The organism is Antiquaquibacter soli (genome assembly GCF_030580675.1).
In the GTDB taxonomy this organism is placed as follows: domain Bacteria; phylum Actinomycetota; class Actinomycetes; order Actinomycetales; family Microbacteriaceae; genus Rhodoglobus; species Rhodoglobus soli.
In genome coordinates this window covers 112,808-129,299 of record NZ_JAUQUB010000004.1, presented here as the reverse complement: position 1 = coordinate 129,299, position 16,492 = coordinate 112,808, and the positions used below count along the sequence as shown (strand labels likewise).

At 70.1% G+C, this 16,492-nt stretch carries 19 protein-coding genes and 1 tRNA gene; 3 read left to right on the top strand and 17 right to left on the bottom strand.

All coding sequences use genetic code 11. The features are described 5' to 3' along the window. Positions 1–6 precede the first annotated feature (6 nt). A complete protein-coding gene (locus tag Q5716_RS13895) occupies positions 7–549 on the top strand; it encodes a DUF3558 domain-containing protein (RefSeq protein WP_305003752.1) in 543 nt (180 codons plus the stop codon). Continuing rightward, a complete protein-coding gene (locus tag Q5716_RS13890; RefSeq protein WP_305003751.1) occupies positions 546–1,193 on the top strand; it encodes a hypothetical protein in 648 nt (215 codons plus the stop codon). The genes Q5716_RS13895 and Q5716_RS13890 overlap by 4 nt, the downstream gene beginning before the upstream one ends. Here the strand turns inward: Q5716_RS13890 and Q5716_RS13885 are convergent. The 7 genes from Q5716_RS13885 to Q5716_RS13855 all read right to left on the bottom strand — a co-directional run bounded on the left by Q5716_RS13885 (position 1,178) and on the right by Q5716_RS13855 (position 6,501). After that, positions 1,178–2,170 (bottom strand): hypothetical protein, encoded by a 993-nt coding sequence (locus Q5716_RS13885; RefSeq protein ID WP_305003750.1) that lies wholly within the window; start codon positions 2,168–2,170, stop codon positions 1,178–1,180. The genes Q5716_RS13890 and Q5716_RS13885 overlap by 16 nt on opposite strands. Next, on the bottom strand, positions 2,167–2,802 hold the full coding sequence (locus tag Q5716_RS13880; RefSeq protein WP_305003749.1) for a MerR family transcriptional regulator: 636 nt from the start codon (positions 2,800–2,802) through the stop codon (positions 2,167–2,169). The genes Q5716_RS13885 and Q5716_RS13880 overlap by 4 nt, the downstream gene beginning before the upstream one ends. A gap of 102 nt (positions 2,803–2,904) precedes the next feature. Next, a tRNA-Gln gene (locus Q5716_RS13875) sits at positions 2,905–2,976 on the bottom strand. Between the two features lie 57 nt (positions 2,977–3,033). After that, a complete protein-coding gene (locus Q5716_RS13870) occupies positions 3,034–3,549 on the bottom strand; it encodes a GNAT family N-acetyltransferase (RefSeq protein ID WP_305003748.1) in 516 nt (171 codons plus the stop codon). A 10-nt stretch (positions 3,550–3,559) separates the two neighbouring features. Next, positions 3,560–4,228, bottom strand: coding sequence for a hypothetical protein (locus tag Q5716_RS13865; protein WP_305003747.1), 669 nt, complete (start codon positions 4,226–4,228; stop codon positions 3,560–3,562). Then, entirely contained in the window at positions 4,228–5,703 is a 1,476-nt protein-coding gene (gene gltX / locus Q5716_RS13860) for a glutamate--tRNA ligase (RefSeq protein WP_305003746.1), read from the bottom strand. Before gltX ends, Q5716_RS13865 begins: the two co-directional genes overlap by 1 nt. Positions 5,704–5,739: 36 nt before the next feature. After that, positions 5,740–6,501, bottom strand: coding sequence for a fumarylacetoacetate hydrolase family protein (locus Q5716_RS13855; protein ID WP_305003745.1), 762 nt, complete (start codon positions 6,499–6,501; stop codon positions 5,740–5,742). A 23-nt stretch (positions 6,502–6,524) separates the two neighbouring features. Between Q5716_RS13855 and Q5716_RS13850 the strand changes: the two genes are divergently transcribed. Next, a complete protein-coding gene (locus Q5716_RS13850) occupies positions 6,525–7,169 on the top strand; it encodes an alpha/beta hydrolase family protein (RefSeq protein WP_305003744.1) in 645 nt (214 codons plus the stop codon). On the opposite strand, the gene Q5716_RS13845 is transcribed toward Q5716_RS13850, so the two are convergent. The 10 genes from Q5716_RS13845 to Q5716_RS13800 form a co-directional block, all read right to left on the bottom strand. Further along, the gene (locus Q5716_RS13845) at positions 7,166–8,272 is read right to left on the bottom strand and encodes a branched-chain amino acid aminotransferase (protein WP_305003743.1); all 1,107 of its coding nucleotides are present in this window, start codon (positions 8,270–8,272) and stop codon (positions 7,166–7,168) included. The two genes, Q5716_RS13850 and Q5716_RS13845, sit on opposite strands and share 4 nt — an antisense overlap. Before the next feature lie 26 nt (positions 8,273–8,298). Continuing rightward, on the bottom strand, positions 8,299–9,342 hold the full coding sequence (locus tag Q5716_RS13840) for a 3-isopropylmalate dehydrogenase (protein ID WP_305003742.1): 1,044 nt from the start codon (positions 9,340–9,342) through the stop codon (positions 8,299–8,301). A gap of 40 nt (positions 9,343–9,382) precedes the next feature. After that, the gene (gene serA / locus Q5716_RS13835; RefSeq protein ID WP_305003741.1) at positions 9,383–10,975 is read right to left on the bottom strand and encodes a phosphoglycerate dehydrogenase; all 1,593 of its coding nucleotides are present in this window, start codon (positions 10,973–10,975) and stop codon (positions 9,383–9,385) included. A 108-nt stretch (positions 10,976–11,083) separates the two neighbouring features. Continuing rightward, complete coding sequence (locus Q5716_RS13830; RefSeq protein WP_305003740.1) at positions 11,084–12,040, bottom strand: NAD(P)-dependent alcohol dehydrogenase; 957 nt, start codon at positions 12,038–12,040, stop codon at positions 11,084–11,086. Continuing rightward, positions 12,037–12,966, bottom strand: coding sequence for a permease prefix domain 1-containing protein (locus Q5716_RS13825; protein ID WP_305003739.1), 930 nt, complete (start codon positions 12,964–12,966; stop codon positions 12,037–12,039). The genes Q5716_RS13830 and Q5716_RS13825 overlap by 4 nt, the downstream gene beginning before the upstream one ends. Beyond that, positions 12,963–13,298: a PadR family transcriptional regulator gene (locus Q5716_RS13820; RefSeq protein WP_305003738.1), complete on the bottom strand. Its 336-nt coding sequence runs from the start codon at positions 13,296–13,298 to the stop codon at positions 12,963–12,965. Before Q5716_RS13820 ends, Q5716_RS13825 begins: the two co-directional genes overlap by 4 nt. A 68-nt stretch (positions 13,299–13,366) precedes the next feature. After that, positions 13,367–13,783, bottom strand: coding sequence for a hypothetical protein (locus Q5716_RS13815; RefSeq protein WP_305003737.1), 417 nt, complete (start codon positions 13,781–13,783; stop codon positions 13,367–13,369). A gap of 1 nt (position 13,784) precedes the next feature. Beyond that, positions 13,785–14,180 carry a hypothetical protein gene (locus Q5716_RS13810; protein WP_305003736.1) on the bottom strand — a complete coding sequence of 132 codons (396 nt, stop codon included), beginning with the start codon at positions 14,178–14,180 and terminating at the stop codon, positions 13,785–13,787. Further along, entirely contained in the window at positions 14,177–15,301 is a 1,125-nt protein-coding gene (locus Q5716_RS13805; protein ID WP_305003735.1) for a mannitol-1-phosphate 5-dehydrogenase, read from the bottom strand. Before Q5716_RS13805 ends, Q5716_RS13810 begins: the two co-directional genes overlap by 4 nt. 41 nt (positions 15,302–15,342) lie before the next feature. Continuing rightward, positions 15,343–16,449, bottom strand: a complete 1,107-nt coding sequence (locus Q5716_RS13800; RefSeq protein WP_305003734.1) for a hypothetical protein — start codon at positions 16,447–16,449, stop codon at positions 15,343–15,345. Positions 16,450–16,492 lie beyond the last annotated feature (43 nt).

Genomic DNA, 16,492 nt, shown 5'->3' with positions numbered 1-16,492 from the left:
GCGGTTGTGACCTCGCGAACCCTCCTGATATCCAGCGCCTTCCTCGTCGTCGTCCTCGCGGGGTGCTCCGCTCCCGCGTCGGCGCCGACCGAGTCATCCCCGACCTCCGATCCGGCGAGCCCGACGGCGGAGCCGACCACGGCGGCCCCCGCCGACCCGGACGGCACCGAGGCGGGCGCGAGCGCCCCGGCGGGGTGCGATCTCGTGACGGCCGACCTGGTGTCGAGCATCCTCGGCGTCGACCCGGGCTCGTGCGAGCCGATCACGAGCTGGGCGGACGGGCCGGCAGGACTCTACCCCGCGATCACGATGGCGATCGACACGACCGCCTCCGCGCCGACCATCATGCCCGTCGAGGTGTGCGGCGGAGGGGGGATCGACGGGGCACTGCCCGTACGCGGCGCGGACTACGGCTACGCCGTCGAGGGCGACCTGTGCGTCGTCGTCGGCACGCTCGGCGTGAAGACGAGCGCTCTGCTCGACTACGGGGTGGCCCCCGCGGAGAAGTGGCAGCAGCTCGCGATCGCGCTCGTGGAGCGCCTCTCGTGAGAGGACGCGCGATCGGGATGCTCGGCCTCGGGGCGATCGCGGTGGCGTTGACCGCGTGCACTCCGCCGGGGCTCGGCGAGCCTGAGCCCACCGACGACCGCACCGCGATCGCCGAGGCCGGAGAGATCGGGGTTCTCGCCGACATGACGGGCACCGAGTGCGCCGTCGCGGGGGCGCCGTGGTACCTCGACGACCACCAGTTCGACCGCGATTACAGTCTCGCGATGATGGCGCTCGACCCCGAGGTGGCCTCGAGCGGTATCGGGGGCAACTACGCCCTCGACCTGTGGGCCGACGGGCGCATCCGCATCGCCACGGTCGGTTACACCGTCTCGACGACCTCGAAGGCCGTCGACGAGACCGGGGCGTTCGACCACATCCGCCTGCGCGGCAGCGAGGGGTCGGCTACTGCGGAGTGGGCGGAGGCGTCGGATGACGGGGCCACCGTCGTCTTCCTCGACTGGTCGAGCGACATCGTCGACAGCGCGCCCGTCTGGGACGACGGCACCCCGTATCCGGGCACGCTGCCGGCGTGGCAGCTCCCCGGTCAGACCGGTGCCGTCTTCGAGTGCACCGAGGACGGCACGGGCTTGTGGGTGCGCCCCACCACGCCGGGCTACCTGGACCTCTACTTCGTGCGCTGAGGGGTCGTCGCCCTCGCGACCACCGCGAGCACGGCGACGAGCGACGCTGCGGCGATCGCTCCCCCGACGGCGAGCGTGAGCGCGTCCGGCTGCACGATCGACTGACCGCGCAGTGCCTGCCATGTGAGCAGCGCGAGCACGGCCGCGTAGGCAGCGGCGACGATCGTCACGAGTCGGGCGCGCACCGCGCTGTCGCGCAGCAGGGGGACGCGGCGCGACGCGAGCTCGACGATCAGCAGGACGAGCGGGATGACCTGGAGCGCGTGCATCCCGACGAAGTGGGGAATTCGCAGGTCGCCCGCGACGGTGCTCCACCCGAGCAGGGGCAGCCCGGGACCGCCGTCGGCGACGCCGACCGCGTGGGCGCCGGCGACGCCCTGGAAGTCGCTCAACTGGTCGGCGTTGGGGCCGGTCATGAGGAAGGCGAGGCCCATCCCCACGAGGGCGATGATCGCTCCCGACCGGACCGCGATCGATCGCGCCGGGTCGGCGGACGGGTTACGGAACAGGATGACGCTCACCACGAACGTCGCCACCCACAGCGTCGAGATCGAGAACGCCATCACCGCCCACATCGCCGTGTGGAAGGGAGTCGTCACGTTGAAGTGACTCGTCTCCCCTGCGGCGGCGAAGCCGACGATGATGACGAGCTCCACGACGAGCAGGCCCGCCGCGATCGTGCCGGCCCACCACGCGACCCGGCGGAAGCGCTGGAGCTGGCCGATGAGCCACGACCACGTGACCGAGTAGACGAGCGCGGAGAGGGCGAACTTGAGGGGCTTCTCCCACACGCCCACGCCGAGGAGGGTGCGGTCGTCGACGAGCATCCCGATTCCGCACACGACGGAGAGGGCCGCCATCGCGACGGCGAGCCACAGCAGCGGGCGGTGCCAGCGCACCGCAGCAGTGCGATCGGCGTCGCGGTCGGGCGCGGTCGCGGTCGCGGAGTGGTCGGCGGGAACGATGACGGTACTCACTGGTTTTCTCCTACGGGGTAGCGACGGTTGGACTCGTTCTCCTGAGCGAGACGACGCAGTGACTGGATGAGGGTGTCGCCGAGCACGGTGCCCACGACGACGTTCTCGGCCATGTCGGCGCGGTCGTCGTGGTGGCCGAGGGTGGCGAGGTCGGCTCGCGCGATCGTCTCGGCGGCCTCGGCGTACTGCGGGAGGTACTCGGCGATGTGCCCGTGCCCGAGGGAGTCGAGCGCGTCGAGCACGCGGGCGGCGCCGAAACGACCGGGGTTGTCCGCACTGACCGTCCAACCCCGCTCGTCCACGAGATCGTCGACTGTCTCGAGGCCGGCCCCGGACTCGACCTCGTCGAACACGCGGCCGTCGGAGATGGCGTACTGCGCAACCCCGAACACGTACGTGAGTGGAAGCTCGTCGTCGTCGATGGCCTGGATGACGCGCTGCGCAGTGGCGACGGGAAGCCCGCCCACCTCGAGCAGCGCCCGCACGAGCTTGAGGCGCTGCACGTGCTGCTGCCCGTAGTCGGCCTGGTTGGCGGCGGTCCGCTCGCCCGGGGGCAGCAGACCCTCCCGCAAGTAGTACTTGATGGAGGGCAGGGGCACCCCGCTCACATCGCAGAGCTCGGAAATTCGCATAACGGATAGTGTAACTATCGGATAGCGGTGGTGTCCACTATCTGTCGCCGAGCGAGGCTTCCGCGGCAACAAAAAAGGCCCCCTTCCGGGAGCCTTGCTTTGCTGGGGTACCTGGACTCGAACCAAGAACAACTGAACCAGAATCAGCCGTGTTGCCAATTACACCATACCCCACCGGTTCCAGCCGAGGCCGGACCGACTGTCTACTTTAGCGCACGCGGGACGCGCTCGTCACATCGGCGGGCCTGAGCTCAGCTCGAGCCTCAGGAACGCGACATCCAGCCACTGACCGAACTTGGTGCCGACCTCGCGGAGCACCACCGGTTCCTCGAAACCGAGCGCGCGGTGCATGGCGATCGAGCCCGCGTTGCCCGCCTCGATCGCCGCGACCATGACGTGGATGCCCGCCGCCCTAGCCCGCTCGATGAGCTCGACCATCAGCGCCCGACCGATGCCGCGGCGCTGGAAGTCGTCGTGCACGTACACCGAGTTCTCCACGGTGAACCGGTAGCCCGTCTTGGAACGCCACGGCCCGTACGCGGCGTAACCGGCGACGCGGCCCTCGACCTCCGCGACGAGAACGGGATGCCCGACCGCCTCGTGATCGGCGAGCCACGCCTCCCGGTCCGCGAGGTCCGCCTCCTCCTCGGTCCAGATGGCGAGTGAGTCGCGGATCGCGGCGTTGTGGATCTCGAGGATCGCGCCGAGGTCGGCGTGCGTGGCATCCCGGATGATCATGCTCACCATGATGGCAGCGTCAGCCGACCGGCGCTGCCGAGTAGGTGAGGGCGCAATAGCCGCTCGTGTCGCACGATGCCGTCGCCGAGAGGGCGAGACCGAGGCGGTCCGAGGGCCCGACGGCGACCTCGTAGGGCTCCCCCGCCCGGGTCGCCTCCTCGACCATGGCGAAGATGGCGTCTCGATCGAGGGTCCACCCCGAGGTCGCCGACTCCCGCTCGAAGCGATCGAGCGCCTGGCGGAACGGCAGCACGTCGACGAGGTCCGCCTCGACGCGCGTGACGAGTCCGCCCGCCGTCGTGATGCGGATCTCCGACGCCGTCAGTCGGAGACCGCCCGGCGCCTCGCCGCCGCCGTTGAGGATGAGGTCGTAGTCGAGCTGGACGTCGAGGTTGTCGATGCGCTCGAGGACGAGCGTCGCATCCGGGTCCAGTCCGATCGCTGCCGCCTCCACCGGCGGTCGCGAGAGGTCGATGCGCACGTCGCGCGACGAACGGATGTAGTCGAGCCCCGTCTCGGTGAAGCTCGACCAGTTGAGGTCGGTGACCTGGCCCTCGGTGGGCTTCGGCGTCGGCTTGCCCAGCCCGCCCTGCAGGAGGACCCCCGCGACGACGAGCACGCCGACGATCACGACGGAGAGGATGACGGCCGGCAGCCACGCCAGCCAGGGCCTCCTCCGCGCCGCCATCACAGCTGCGCCCGGAGCCTCTCGATGCGCTTGAGCGTCGACTCCTTGCCGAGCAGCTCCATCGACTCGAACAGCGGCGGGCTGATGCGTCGACCGGAGATCGCGGACCGCAGCGGACCGAATGCCACCCGCGGCTTGAGACCGAGGGTGTCGATGAGCTCGGCGCGCAGCGCCTCCTCGATGGCCGCGTGTCCGAAGCTGTCGAGACCCGGAAGGACGCGCAATGCGGCGTCGAGGACCTCGGCGCCCTCGGGGCCCGGGAGCGCGTCGGGCTCGACGACGAGGTCGTCGTCCGCGGTGAAGAGGAAGCCGAGCAGGCCCGGCGCCTCGCCGAGCAGCTGCATGCGCTCCTGGACGAGGGGCGTCGCATCCCGCAGCTTCTGACGGCGCTCATCGGTCGTGATGAGGCCCGGCAGGTACGCCTCCAGTCGCTCGGCGAGATCGTCAGCGGAGAGCAGGCGGATGTGGTCGCCGTTGATCGACTCGGCCTTCTTGACGTCGAAGCGTGCCGGGTTCGGGTTGACGCTCTCCACGTCGAACGCGGCGACGAGCTCCTCGATGGAGAACACGTCGCGGTCCGCAGAGAGCGACCAGCCGAGGAGGGCCAGGTAGTTGACGAGCCCTTCCGGGATGAAGCCGCGGTCGCGGTGGTGGAACAGGTTCGACTCGGGGTCGCGCTTCGAGAGCTTCTTGTTGCCCTCGCCCATCACGTAGGGCAGGTGGCCGAAGCGCGGGATGAACGTGGTCAGCCCGATCTCGATGAGCGCGGAGTACAGCGCGATCTGCCGAGGCGTGGACGACAGGAGGTCCTCCCCGCGGAGGACGTGGGTGATGCCCATGAGCGCGTCATCCACCGGGTTCACGAATGTGTAGAGCGGCGCGCCGTTCGGCCGCACCACGACGAAATCGGTGAACGACCCGGCCGGGAAGGTGATCTCGCCGCGAACCAGGTCGGTGAAGCTCAGGTCGCTGTCCGGCACCCGCAGCCGCAGCGCCGGCTGACGCCCCTCGGCGCGGTAGGCGGCGCGCTGCTCGTCGGTGAGGTCGCGCTCGAAGTTGTCGTAGCCCTGCTGCGGGTCGCGGCCGTTCGCGCGGTTGCGCGCCTCCATCTCCTCGGGAGTGACGAACGACTCGTAGAGGTGGCCGGATGCCTTCAGCTTCTCGATCACGTCGAGGTAGATGTCCGTGCGCTGCGACTGCCGGTACGGCGCCTGGGGCCCGCCGACGTCGATGCCCTCGTCCCAGTCGATCCGGAGCCAGCGCAGCGCGTCGAGGAGCTGCAGGTAGCTCTCCTCGCTGTCGCGCGCGGCATCCGTGTCCTCGATGCGGAACACCATCGTGCCGCCCGTGTGGCGGGCGTAGGCCCAGTTGAACAGGGCGGTGCGGATGAGGCCGACGTGCGGGGTTCCGGTCGGCGAAGGGCAGAACCGGACGCGGACATCGGACCCGGTGGCGGTGGAGAATGGCGCAGACATCGCGCTCAAGTCTAGGGCCGCGTCACCCGTGCGGGATCAGCGCACGGGGTTGGTGAGCGAGCCGATGCCCTCCACCGTCACCTCGACGCTGTCACCCGAGACGATCGGGCCGACCCCCGCCGGAGTACCCGTGAGGATCACGTCTCCGGGGAGGAGCGTGAAGGCCGCGGAGATGTACTCGATGAGCGCGGGCACCGAGTGAACGAGGTCCTTGAGGGACCCGGCCTGCTTGATCTGCTCGTTGACCCGTGTACCGATGACCTGGTCACCGACGACGAACTCGGTCTCGATGACCGGTCCGATCGGGCAGAAGGTGTCGAAGCCCTTTGCTCGAGCCCACTGCCCGTCCTTCGCCTGGAGGTCGCGCGCCGTCACGTCGTTCGCGACGGTGTAGCCGAAGATCACACTCGCGGCGTCTGCGGCAGTCACGTTCTTCGCGAGCGCGCCGATGACGACGGCGAGCTCGCCCTCGAAGTCGACCTGCTCGCTCTGCGGCGGGAGGACGATGGCCTCCCCCGGTCCGATCACGGAGGTGTTGGGCTTGAAGAACAGCAGCGGCTCGGCGGGCACCTCGTTGCCGAGCTCCTCGGCGTGCGCCCGGTAGTTGCGCCCCACCGCGACGACCTTCGAGCGCGGGATGACGGGGGCGAGCAGCCGGACGTCGGCGAGAGGCAGCCGCTCGTCCGTGGTCTCGAAACCGACGAACATCGGGTCGCCCTGGAGGACGACCACCTCGTCGTCGTCGACGATGCCGAACCGGGGGTCGCTGCCGGGGCTGGAGAATCGCGCGATCTTCACCCTACGAGCCTACGATGCAAGACATGACGGAGCTGCTGTGGGATGTGCCCGACTCGTACTCGACGACGATCCTGCTCGCCCACGGCGCAGGAGCGCCGATGGACTCCCCTGGGATGAACGACGTCGCCGCCGTGCTCGTGGCGCGGGGCATCCGGGTCGCCCGCTTCGAGTTCGCATACATGGCCGCGCGTCGGTCGGGCACCCGCAAGCCGCCGCCGCGCGCAGACACGCTGCTCGGCGAGTACCGCGACGCGATCGCCGCTGTCGGTGGCGGCTCGCTCCTCATCGGCGGCCGGTCGATGGGCGGCCGCGTCGCGACGATGGTCGCCGACCACGCCGCGGATGCCGGGCTCGTGCAGGGCGTCGCGTGCCTCGGCTACCCGTTCCACCCGCCGGGCAAGCCCGAGCAGACCCGCACCGCGCACCTCGAGCACCTGAGGACGCCGACCCTCATCGTGCAGGGCGAGCGCGACGAGTTCGGCACACCTGCGGATGTTGCGGGCTATACGCTCTCCCCCGCCATCGAGGTGCTGTGGCTGCCCGACGGCGACCACGGCCTCGTGCCGCGCAAGAGCGTGTCCGGGTTCTCGAAGCGGGACCACCTCGAGACGATCGGCGACGCCGTCGCGGAGTTCGCTTCGAGGGCCTCAGAGAGCGGGTCGGCCTAGGCGTCGAGCCGCAGCATCCAGCCGTGCCGGTCCTCGACGCGGCCGTACTGGATGCCCGTGAGCTCCTCGCGCAGCGACATCGTCAGCTCGCCCGGTAGTGCATCCGCCGAACCGATCTCGAAGTCCTCGGCCTTGATGAGCCCGATGGGCGTCACGACCGCCGCGGTGCCGCACGCGAACGCCTCGACGATGTCGCCGTTCGCGGCGCCCTCGCGCCACTCCTCGATGCTGACGCGGCGGCGCTCCACTCGGTGGCCGCGGTCCTCGGCGAGCTGCAGGATGGAGTCGCGGGTGATGCCCTCGAGGATGCTGTCCGACGCGGGGGTGACGAGCGTGCCGTCCTTCTTCACGAGCACGATGTTCATGCCGCCGAGCTCCTCGAGGTACTTTCCCTCCTCGGAGTCGAGGAAGAGCACCTGGGCGCAGCCGTGGTCGTACGCCTCCTGCTGGGCGACGAGGCTCGAGGCGTAGTTGCCGCCCGTCTTCGCCGCGCCCGTGCCGCCCTTGCCCGCGCGCGAGTAGGTCGTCGACAGCCAGATGGAGAGCGGCTCGATGCCGCCGTGGAAGTACGCGCCCGCGGGGCTCGCGATCACGTAGTAGTTCACCTTCTTCGCCGGACGCACGCCGAGGAATGCCTCCTTGGCGAACATGAAGGGCCGGATGTACAGGCTCGTCTCGGGGGCCGACGGAACCCAGCGGCCGTCGACCGCGATGAGCTGCTTGAGCGACTCGATGAAGTACTCGGTGGGCAGCTCCGGGAGCGCCATGCGCCGAGCGGAGCGCTGCAGACGCGCCGCGTTCGCGTCGGGGCGGAACGACCAGATCGAGCCGTCTGCCCAGCGGTACGCCTTGAGCCCCTCGAAGATCTCCTGGGCGTAGTGGAGCACCGCAGCCGCCGGGTCGAGCGAGATGGGGCCGTACGGCTGGACTCGCGGTCGGTGCCATCCGCCCCACTCCGACCAGCAGATGTCGACCATGTGGTCGGTGAAGTGCTTGCCGAAGCCGGGCTCCGCGATGATGTCGGCGTGCTCGGCGGCCGAGCGGGCGTTCTCGTTGGGGGTGATGGCGAACTCGAGGGTCGCCGGTGCGAGGAGGTTCTTCATGGGGTGTCCTTAAGGAACGGAAGGATTCAATTCTGCGCTACTGCTGCCGCGATCGCGTCGCCGATTTCGGCGGTGCTGCGTCGGGCGTCTCCTCGGGCGGCGAGGTCGGCCTCCACGGCGGCGCTGATCCGGTCCGCCGCCTCCTGCTCGCCGCGGGAGGCGAGGAGGAGCGAGACGGACAGGATCGCGGCCGTGGGGTCCGCGAGCTGCTTGCCCGCGATGTCCGGCGCCGAGCCGTGCACGGGCTCGAACATCGAGGGGAAGGCGCCGTCCGGATTGATGTTGCCCGAGGCCGCCAGTCCGATGCCGCCGCTGATCGCGGCCGCGAGGTCGGTGAGGATGTCGCCGAAGAGGTTGTCCGTGACGATCACGTCGAATCTAGCAGGATCCGTGACGAAGAAGATGGTCGCGGCGTCGACGTGGAGGTAGTCCCAGTCCACGGACGGGTGATTGGCCGCCTCCGCCTGGACGATGCGCTGCCAGAGCTGACCGGCGTTGGTGAGAACGTTCGTCTTGTGCACGAGGGTGAGCTTGCCGCGCCGCTTCTCGGCCTGGTCGAACGCGAACTTCACGACCCGCTCGACGCCGAAGGCCGTGTTGACGCTCACCTCGTTGGCGATCTCCTGCGGCGTTCCGCGGCGGATGATGCCGCCGTTGCCGACGTACGGGCCCTCGGTCCCCTCTCGCACGACGACGAAGTCGACCTCGCCGGGGTTCGCGAGCGGGGAGGCGACGCTCGGGTAGATGCGCGTGGGGCGCAGGTTGACGTAGTGGTCGAACGCGAAGCGCAGCTTCAGCAGGAGTCCGCGCTCGATGATGCCGCCAGCGAGCTTGGGGTCGCGCGGGTCGCCGCCGACGGCGCCGAGGAGGATCGCGTCGTGCTTCGCGAGCGCGTCGAGGTCCTCCTGCTCAAGGATGCGGCCGGTGGCGAGGTAGTGGGTCGCCCCGAAGGGGTACTCGGTGGTCGAGACATCCACGCCGGTCGATCGCAGCACCTTGAGTGCCTCGGCGATCACCTCCGGTCCGATTCCGTCGCCGGGGATGACTGCAAGATCGAGGGTGCTGGGCATGGCTCCAGGCTATCGCGGCGCGGGGCCGCCGACTCGCGGGCTACGGCTCGACGATGTCGATCTCGCGCAGCAGGCTCGCGTCGATCGCCGAGGCGACCTTCGCGAGCAGCTCGTCGGGCACCGGGGAGTCGACGGTGAGCACGGAGAGGGCCTGCCCTCCGGCGCTCTGGCGCGCGATCTGCATTCCGGCGATGTTGATGGATGCCTCGCCGAACTCCTTGCCGTACACCGCGACGATGCCGGGGCGGTCGGTGTAGACCATGACGATGAGGTGCTCCGCGATGGGGACCTCGACGTCGTAGCCGTTGATCTCGACGATCTTCTGGGTCTGGCGGGTGCCGGTGAGCGTTCCGGACACCGAGATCTGCGACCCGTCGCTCAAGGCGCCGCGGATGGTGAGCAGGTTGCGGTACTCGTCGCTCGTGGCATCCGTGAGGAGGCGGACGGAGACGCCGCGCGCCTCAGCGAGCAGCGGCGCGTTCACGTAGCTCACCGACTCGCTGACGATGTTCGAGAAGATGCCCTTGAGCGCGGCGAGCTTCAGCACGTCGACCCCGAGGTCGGCGATCTCACCGCGCACTTCGACGTCGACGCTCGTGATCGGCGAGTCGGCGAGCCCCGAGAAGACCTGGCCGAGCTTCTCCATGAGCGGGATGCCCGGCCGAACCTGCGGGTCGATGACGCCACCGGCGACGTTCACCGCGTCGGGGACGAGCTCGCCGTCGAGGGCGAGGCGCACCGAGCGGGCCACGGAGACTCCCGCCTTCTCCTGCGCCTCGTCGGTGGACGCCCCGAGGTGCGGCGTGAGCACGACGTTGTCGAGCCCGAGCAGCGGCGAGTCGGTCGGGGGCTCCGAGACGAAGACATCCAGCCCCGCGCCCGCGATTCGCTTCGACTTCAGCGCCGTGAAGAGCGCGGCCTCGTCGATGAGCCCACCGCGAGCCACGTTGACGATGAACGCGCTCGGCTTCATGAGGGCGAACTGGTCGGTCGAGATCATCCCCGTGGTCTCGGGGGTCTTCGGCATATGGATGGAGATGAAGTCCGACTGGGCGAGGAGTTCGTCGAGGGTCAATAGCGTCACGCCGAGCTGCTGGGCGCGCGCGCTCGTGACGTACGGGTCGTACGCGACCACCGTCATCCCGAACGCCTGGAGGCGCGCCGTGATGAGCGCGCCGATGCGGCCGAGACCGATGATGCCGACCGTCTTCTCGAAGAGCTCGACGCCCGTGTAGGCGGAGCGCTTCCAGGTGCCGGCGGCGAGGCTCGCGTGGGCCGCGGGGATGTGCCGGGCGAGGCTGAGGATGTGACCGACCGTGAGCTCGGCCGCCGAGATGATGTTGGAGGTCGGCGCGTTGACGACCATGACGCCGGCCTCGGTCGCCGACTTGATGTCGACGTTGTCGAGGCCGACTCCGGCGCGGGCGATGACCTTGAGCTGCTTCGCCGCGGCGATGGCCTCGGCATCCACCGTCGTCGCGGAGCGGATGAGGATGGCGTGGGCATCTGCGAGGGCCGCGAGCAGCGCGGGGCGGTCGGTGCCGTCCACGGAGCGGATGTCGAAGTCGGGGCCGAGCGCCTCGACGGTAGCGGGAGAGAGTTCTTCGGCGATCAGCACGATCGGCTTGGCCACGGGATCGAGTCCTTCGAGTAGCGGAGAGCGGCGCGGTGTCGCGCGCAACGCAAGCCACTTTACTGGGCGAGCGGGCGGCCCGGCGCCACGTGACGCCGGGCCGCGCGCTCAGGGCTCCAGGAGTACCTTGCCGAGCGTGTGGCCCCGCTCGAGGTGGGCGATCGCGTCGGCGGCGCGCTCGAGAGGGTAACGGTCGGTGATCACCGGTCGCAGCGCCCCCGCATCGACGAGCCGGGCGACCTCGAGCAGGCTGTCGGTCGTCGTCTGCGCGGCGAGCATGCGGATGCGGCGGTCGAACGCCGCGGCCGCGATGCGCGGGAGCGGCCCGAGCAGCGCTCCGCCGTCGCCGGACGACAGGACGAGGGTGCCGCCGGGGCGAAGGAGCGATGCCGTGCGTCGCAGCGGAGCTGCGACGGCGAGCTCGACGATGAGGTCGTACTCGCCGGCGATGTCCTGCGTGGTGTAGTCGATCACGTGGGCGGCGCCCTGCGACCGGACGAAGTCGGCCTTGGCACCGGAGCACACACCCGTCACCTCGGCGCCGGTCGACGCGGCGAGCTGGACGGCGAACGTACCTACTCCCCCGGCCGCGCCGATCACGAGGACCCGGCTCCCCGGCCCGAGCCCCGGCCCCGTGCCGGACGCGAACTGGATCGCCTGCAGCGCGGTCGTCCCCGCGACGGCGAGGGAGGCGGCATCCGCGAGGGTGATCGCCGAGGGCGCGGGGGCGAGGAACTTCTCCCGCGGCGCGACCCGCTCCGCGAAGGCTCCCCTGCCCTGACCGAACACGCGGTCGCCGGGAGCGAATCGCGTGACGGCGGAGCCGACGGCGACGACGGTCCCGGAGACGTCCTCGCCGAGCCGGGGGTCGCGGGGAGCGCGAAGCCCTTCGGAGGCGCGCACGAGCCGCGGCGTCGCCCGCGTCAGCCGCCAGTCGAGGGAGTTGAGCCCGCCCGCAGCCACCTCGACGAGCACCCGGTCGGGCTCGAGCTGCGGCTCGGGTCGGTCGACGACACGCACGACGTCGAGGGGGTCGCCGTAGCGCTCCCGGATCGCGGCCCTCATGACGCCGCCGCCCGTCGGCGCGCCTTCACGAAGCCGCCGATCGTCTCGACGATCGCGTTGACACCGAGCAGGGCGATCACCACGACGGTGATCGTGCCCGCCGCACCGGCGCCCCAGCCGATCGTGTCGAAGAAGGCGGCGTTGAGGAACAGGTCGTTCGTTGCTGCCACGACGAAGAGCCCGAAGCCGCCGAGGACCACGATCGCGTTGGCGAGGGCGAGCGGGATGCTCCACCCGGCGTACTCCGTGACGACGGCGAACACGATCGCCAGTGCCAGCACTCCCACGATGAGCGGCGCCCAGGCCGGCCACAGTGCCGGGGAGAGCACCGGGATGCCCTGGCCGCTGGGATCGACGACTGTCGTGAACCACGGCGAGAGCACGAGGAGCGCCCCCACCCCGAGGAGGAACGCGATTCCGCCGAGCGCGCTGCCGACGCTGTCGCCGCCCTCCGGCAGGTTCACGGGCGCCCACGGCTCCGCTCGGCGCGGAAGCCGCTCGACGACGGCGAAGAGCGCAGTGAGCGCCGCCGCGGACACGGCGGTCGCGGCGAGCCCCGCACCGACGCCCGCGAGCAGCGCGAGCCCGAGCGGCACCGCGTAGAGCACTTGCGCCACGGTGACGACGATCGCGGTGCCCGGGCCGATCGTCGTCAGGACGCCGAGGAGCCGACGGTAGTCCCCGTAGTAGCGCGGGCCGATGAGCGCGGTGGGGCGATCGGTGTAGCGGGCGGCGAGGAGGACGGGGTCCCCGAGCTCGGCGAGGGTCTCGCGCTCGGCATCCCGCTCGCTGGCGCCCGCGTCGAGCCGCTCGTCGACGGCGTCCGCGATCGAGGCGCGCAGTTCTTGAGCGATGTCTTTGCGCTGCCGCGCCGGCAGCAACCGGGTGAGGGCCGACACGTAGCGGTCGGTGAGGGTGGGGCTCATGTCGTGCCTTTCAGGGTTCGGAGGGACCGGTCGATGTCGACCCAGTCCCGGTAGAGCAGTTCCGCGAGCGCGGCGCCGTCGGGGCTCGTCGCGTAGAACTTGCGGGGCCGGGCCTCGTCCGTGTTCCACTCGCTCGACAACAGCCCCTGCTTCTCGAGGCGCCGCAGGAGGGGGTAGAGCGTGTTGGCGTCGACGGGGAAGCCAGCCCGCTCGAGCGACTCGAGGAGCGCGTAGCCGTAGTTCGGCTGCGCGAGGGTCAGCAGGCACGCGAGCACCACGGTGCCGCGGCGCACCTCCTGGCGGTGGGTCGCGAGGACCTCGTCTTCGTACATACGAGTTACATTACTGTGTGCCACACACTATTGCAACAGACGCAGCTCCGCCTCGAGGCGATAGGAGATCAGCCGAGGACGCCGGAGAGGAGCGCCGGCCGCAAGACGGCCTCGAGCGCGATGAGTCCGAGGCTCAGGGCCGCCACCACGGACAGCCCGACCAGGAGGAGCAGCGCACGCTCGGCGAGCGACCGGCGCCGCCCGGCCCAGAGGGCGAGCAGGAACACGACGACCGGCAGCACGAGCATCAGTACGAGGACCCACCACGGCAGCTGGGCGACGTCGAAGCCGAACGCCTCGTAGAAGGTGGGCAGCTCGAAGAACGTCGAGACCGCCTCCCACAGGTCGTAGGCGTAGAAGAGGCCGAAGAGAGCGGCGACGACCACGGAGGGCCAGCCGTATCCGGGAGCGGGGGCGGGCCCTTCGAAGGCCTCAGGAGTCGGGGCCTCAGGGGTGGGTGTCGCCTCAGGGGTCGAGTCGGTCATCTCACACCCCCAGCAGGAAGGGCCAGGGCACGACGACGGTGAGCCCGATGAGCAACCACAGCAGGCGAACGACCGGCTTGCGGCGCCGCGTCAGCACGAGCACGGCGGCGAACCACAGGGCCGGGCTCGCGATCGCGAGGAACTCGCCGAGCTGGAACATGATCTCGCCGAGCAGGCTCGGCAGGCTCGTCGACGACCGAGTGACGGTGATGATCCACCCCACGGTGTAGATCAGGTAGAGCCCCGCGAGGATGCCATAGGTGATCAGGAGCGGACCGGGGATCGAGTCGCCCTCTCGGGGCTCGCGCGCTCTCGGCGGCGGGACAGCGGCGGCATCGCGCTCGTCGCCCGCCCAGCCGAGTGCCTCCTCGTCCGGGTCGGCGGCGTCCGCCGTCACTGCGCGAGCCTCAACTCGATGACCTCGACGACGTGCGGGAAGAGCGGATGCGACGGCTCGAGCCCGGTGATGGTCTCAGCGAGAGCATCCGCGGGCGCCCCTCCCGACAGCAGCGCCTGGAGCTCCACGCTCTCCGCGTCCTCCTCCACGTCGAAGCGCAAGGCGGCGCCGACGGCGTTGAGGAGGTTCCATACCTCGAGCCCGCGCTCGGCGAGTTCGGCGGCAGGGCCGATGAACCTCTCGTGCCGGGAGAGCTTGCGAAGAGGACTCCGACCCACCCGTTCGCACGTGTCGGGGAGGTGGGGGTTCGAGATGCGCTTGAGCGTCTTCTCGATGTACGCCTGCTGTTCGTCGGGGTCGAAGCCGTGCTTGACGACGAGCAGCTCCTTGGTCTCGGCCAGCACGGCGCGGATCTCCGCCTGGAGCTCCGGGGTCGCGAGGGCCTCGCGGATCGAGACCCAGCCGCGGTCGATGCCGTGGTACGCCGCCGCGGCGTGGGCGGTGTTGACGGTGAAGAGCTTGCGCTCGATGAACGGTCCGAGATCGTCGACCCACGTGACACCGTGGATCTCGGGCGTGGCGCCGGCGAACGGGGTGCGGTCGACGACCCACTCGAAGAAGGACTCGATCGTGACATCCAGGCCGCCCGACTGCTCGGGCACAATGCGGTCGATCGCGCAGTTCGCGAAGACTGCGTTGTCGGCGGGGTCGTGCTTGCGCACCTCCGCAGCGAGGATGTCGGTGCCGCCGATGGCGTTCTCGCACGCGATGACGACGAGCGGCTCGGGGCGCGTGCGCGCGGCGAGGCCCTTCGCGATGACCGGCGCGACGAACTGCAGGATGCGCGCTCCGACGGCCGTCGTGACGATCTCGGCGTTCGCGATCTCTGCGATCACGTCGGCCTCGTGGGTCTTCGAGTTGATGGCCCGGTAGCCGTCGACGACGCGGTCCTGAGCACCTTCGCCGACTTCGAGAACCCGGTAGCTCGGCTGCTTCTGCAGGGCTCCGATGAGCTCCTCGCTCACGTCGGCGAAGACGACCTCGTACCCGCTCTCGTGCAGGAACTGCGCGACGAACCCGCGCCCGATGTTGCCAGCTCCGAAGTGCACCGCGGTTCTCATGGGGAAATCCTACGGCGCTCGCCCCGGAGCGGGCCGCGTCGCTAGACGGCCGGGTCGGTCGGAGGAGCCGAGGACTCCGCCGGGGCGACGGTCTCGGTAGCGGGGTTCGTGCGACGACGGCGGATGACGCTGACCGCGATGAGCGCTCCACCGAGCACCACGACGCCGCCGACGATGATCGCCGGGAGGATCAGCGCGTTGCCGTCCGACCCCGTCGCCGCGAGCGCCGGACCGGGTGCCGGGACTCCCAGCCGCTCGAAGACGCCGAGCGTGTAGAGGCCGCTGTCGCCGATCGCCGCGGGCTCGATCGTCCCGTCGAGGAGCTCGCGGATCTCCGACGCGCTCGCGTCGGCCGACTGCTCGAACGAGGTCGGCCCGGAGAACGTCTCGGGGATGAACGGCAGCACGACTCCGAGGTAGATGTACCCACCACTCGACAGGGGGCCCCACGCGGCGTTCTCCCCGTCGGTGATGCAGAGGAACGGGACCTCGTCCACGGTCGTGATGAGGAAGTAGCTGTCCGGCGACTGACCGGTGATCGTATACGTCCACTCGGCACCGTCGACGGTCTGCGTGAAGGTGGTGTCGATGGGGTCGTACGAGGCGACGTATCCGCCGAAGTCGAGCTCGTCGTACTCGCACAGCGACACGACGTCGGCGGGGACCGTCTCCGGGTCCGCCGCCGTGAGGGAAGAGATCTTGGCGATCACCGTGGCGCCGTAGGTCTGCGAGTTCGACTCCTCGTCGAGGATGGTCTGCGGGAGGATCGGCGCGATCGAGTAGGGAGCGTCCTCCGCACCGAAGTAGGCCTGGAGCGCGGCGGCGTCGGTCGTGGTCGTCACGGTGATCGGAGAGTCCTCATAGGCCGCATCGTCAAGAGTGACGAAGTCCTCGGGGAAGTCGACAGCCGGGTTGTCCTCGTCGGGGACGATCGTGAACTCGACCTTGCCCAGGCCGTACTGGGGGATGCAGTTCTCGAACCACATCTCGGCGGGGTCGTTCGACGAGCCGAGCGAGCCGATCTGCTCCTCGATGTTCGCGCAATCGGTCACCGGGGCCGGCTCCGCGTTCGCGGGGGCGGCACCGACGGCGACGGCCGATCCGAGGCCGAGAACGGACGCGCCGAGAGCGGCGATGGTCTTCTTCACGATGGGGTCCCCCAGGGTGGTCGGAGCGCGCGGAGAGCGCTGG

Coding starts and splice junctions, on each gene's coding strand:
- Q5716_RS13840 (WP_305003742.1), bottom strand. CDS start 9,342: ATGCCCAGCACCCTCGATCTTGCAGTCATCCCCGGCGACGGAATCGGA.
- Q5716_RS13870 (WP_305003748.1), bottom strand. CDS start 3,549: ATGGTGAGCATGATCATCCGGGATGCCACGCACGCCGACCTCGGCGCG.
- gltX (WP_305003746.1), bottom strand. CDS start 5,703: ATGTCTGCGCCATTCTCCACCGCCACCGGGTCCGATGTCCGCGTCCGG.
- Q5716_RS13880 (WP_305003749.1), bottom strand. CDS start 2,802: ATGCGAATTTCCGAGCTCTGCGATGTGAGCGGGGTGCCCCTGCCCTCC.
- Q5716_RS13820 (WP_305003738.1), bottom strand. CDS start 13,298: ATGTACGAAGACGAGGTCCTCGCGACCCACCGCCAGGAGGTGCGCCGC.
- Q5716_RS13850 (WP_305003744.1), top strand. CDS start 6,525: ATGACGGAGCTGCTGTGGGATGTGCCCGACTCGTACTCGACGACGATC.
- Q5716_RS13865 (WP_305003747.1), bottom strand. CDS start 4,228: ATGGCGGCGCGGAGGAGGCCCTGGCTGGCGTGGCTGCCGGCCGTCATC.
- Q5716_RS13830 (WP_305003740.1), bottom strand. CDS start 12,040: ATGAGGGCCGCGATCCGGGAGCGCTACGGCGACCCCCTCGACGTCGTG.
- Q5716_RS13805 (WP_305003735.1), bottom strand. CDS start 15,301: ATGAGAACCGCGGTGCACTTCGGAGCTGGCAACATCGGGCGCGGGTTC.
- Q5716_RS13825 (WP_305003739.1), bottom strand. CDS start 12,966: ATGAGCCCCACCCTCACCGACCGCTACGTGTCGGCCCTCACCCGGTTG.
- Q5716_RS13815 (WP_305003737.1), bottom strand. CDS start 13,783: ATGACCGACTCGACCCCTGAGGCGACACCCACCCCTGAGGCCCCGACT.
- Q5716_RS13845 (WP_305003743.1), bottom strand. CDS start 8,272: ATGAAGAACCTCCTCGCACCGGCGACCCTCGAGTTCGCCATCACCCCC.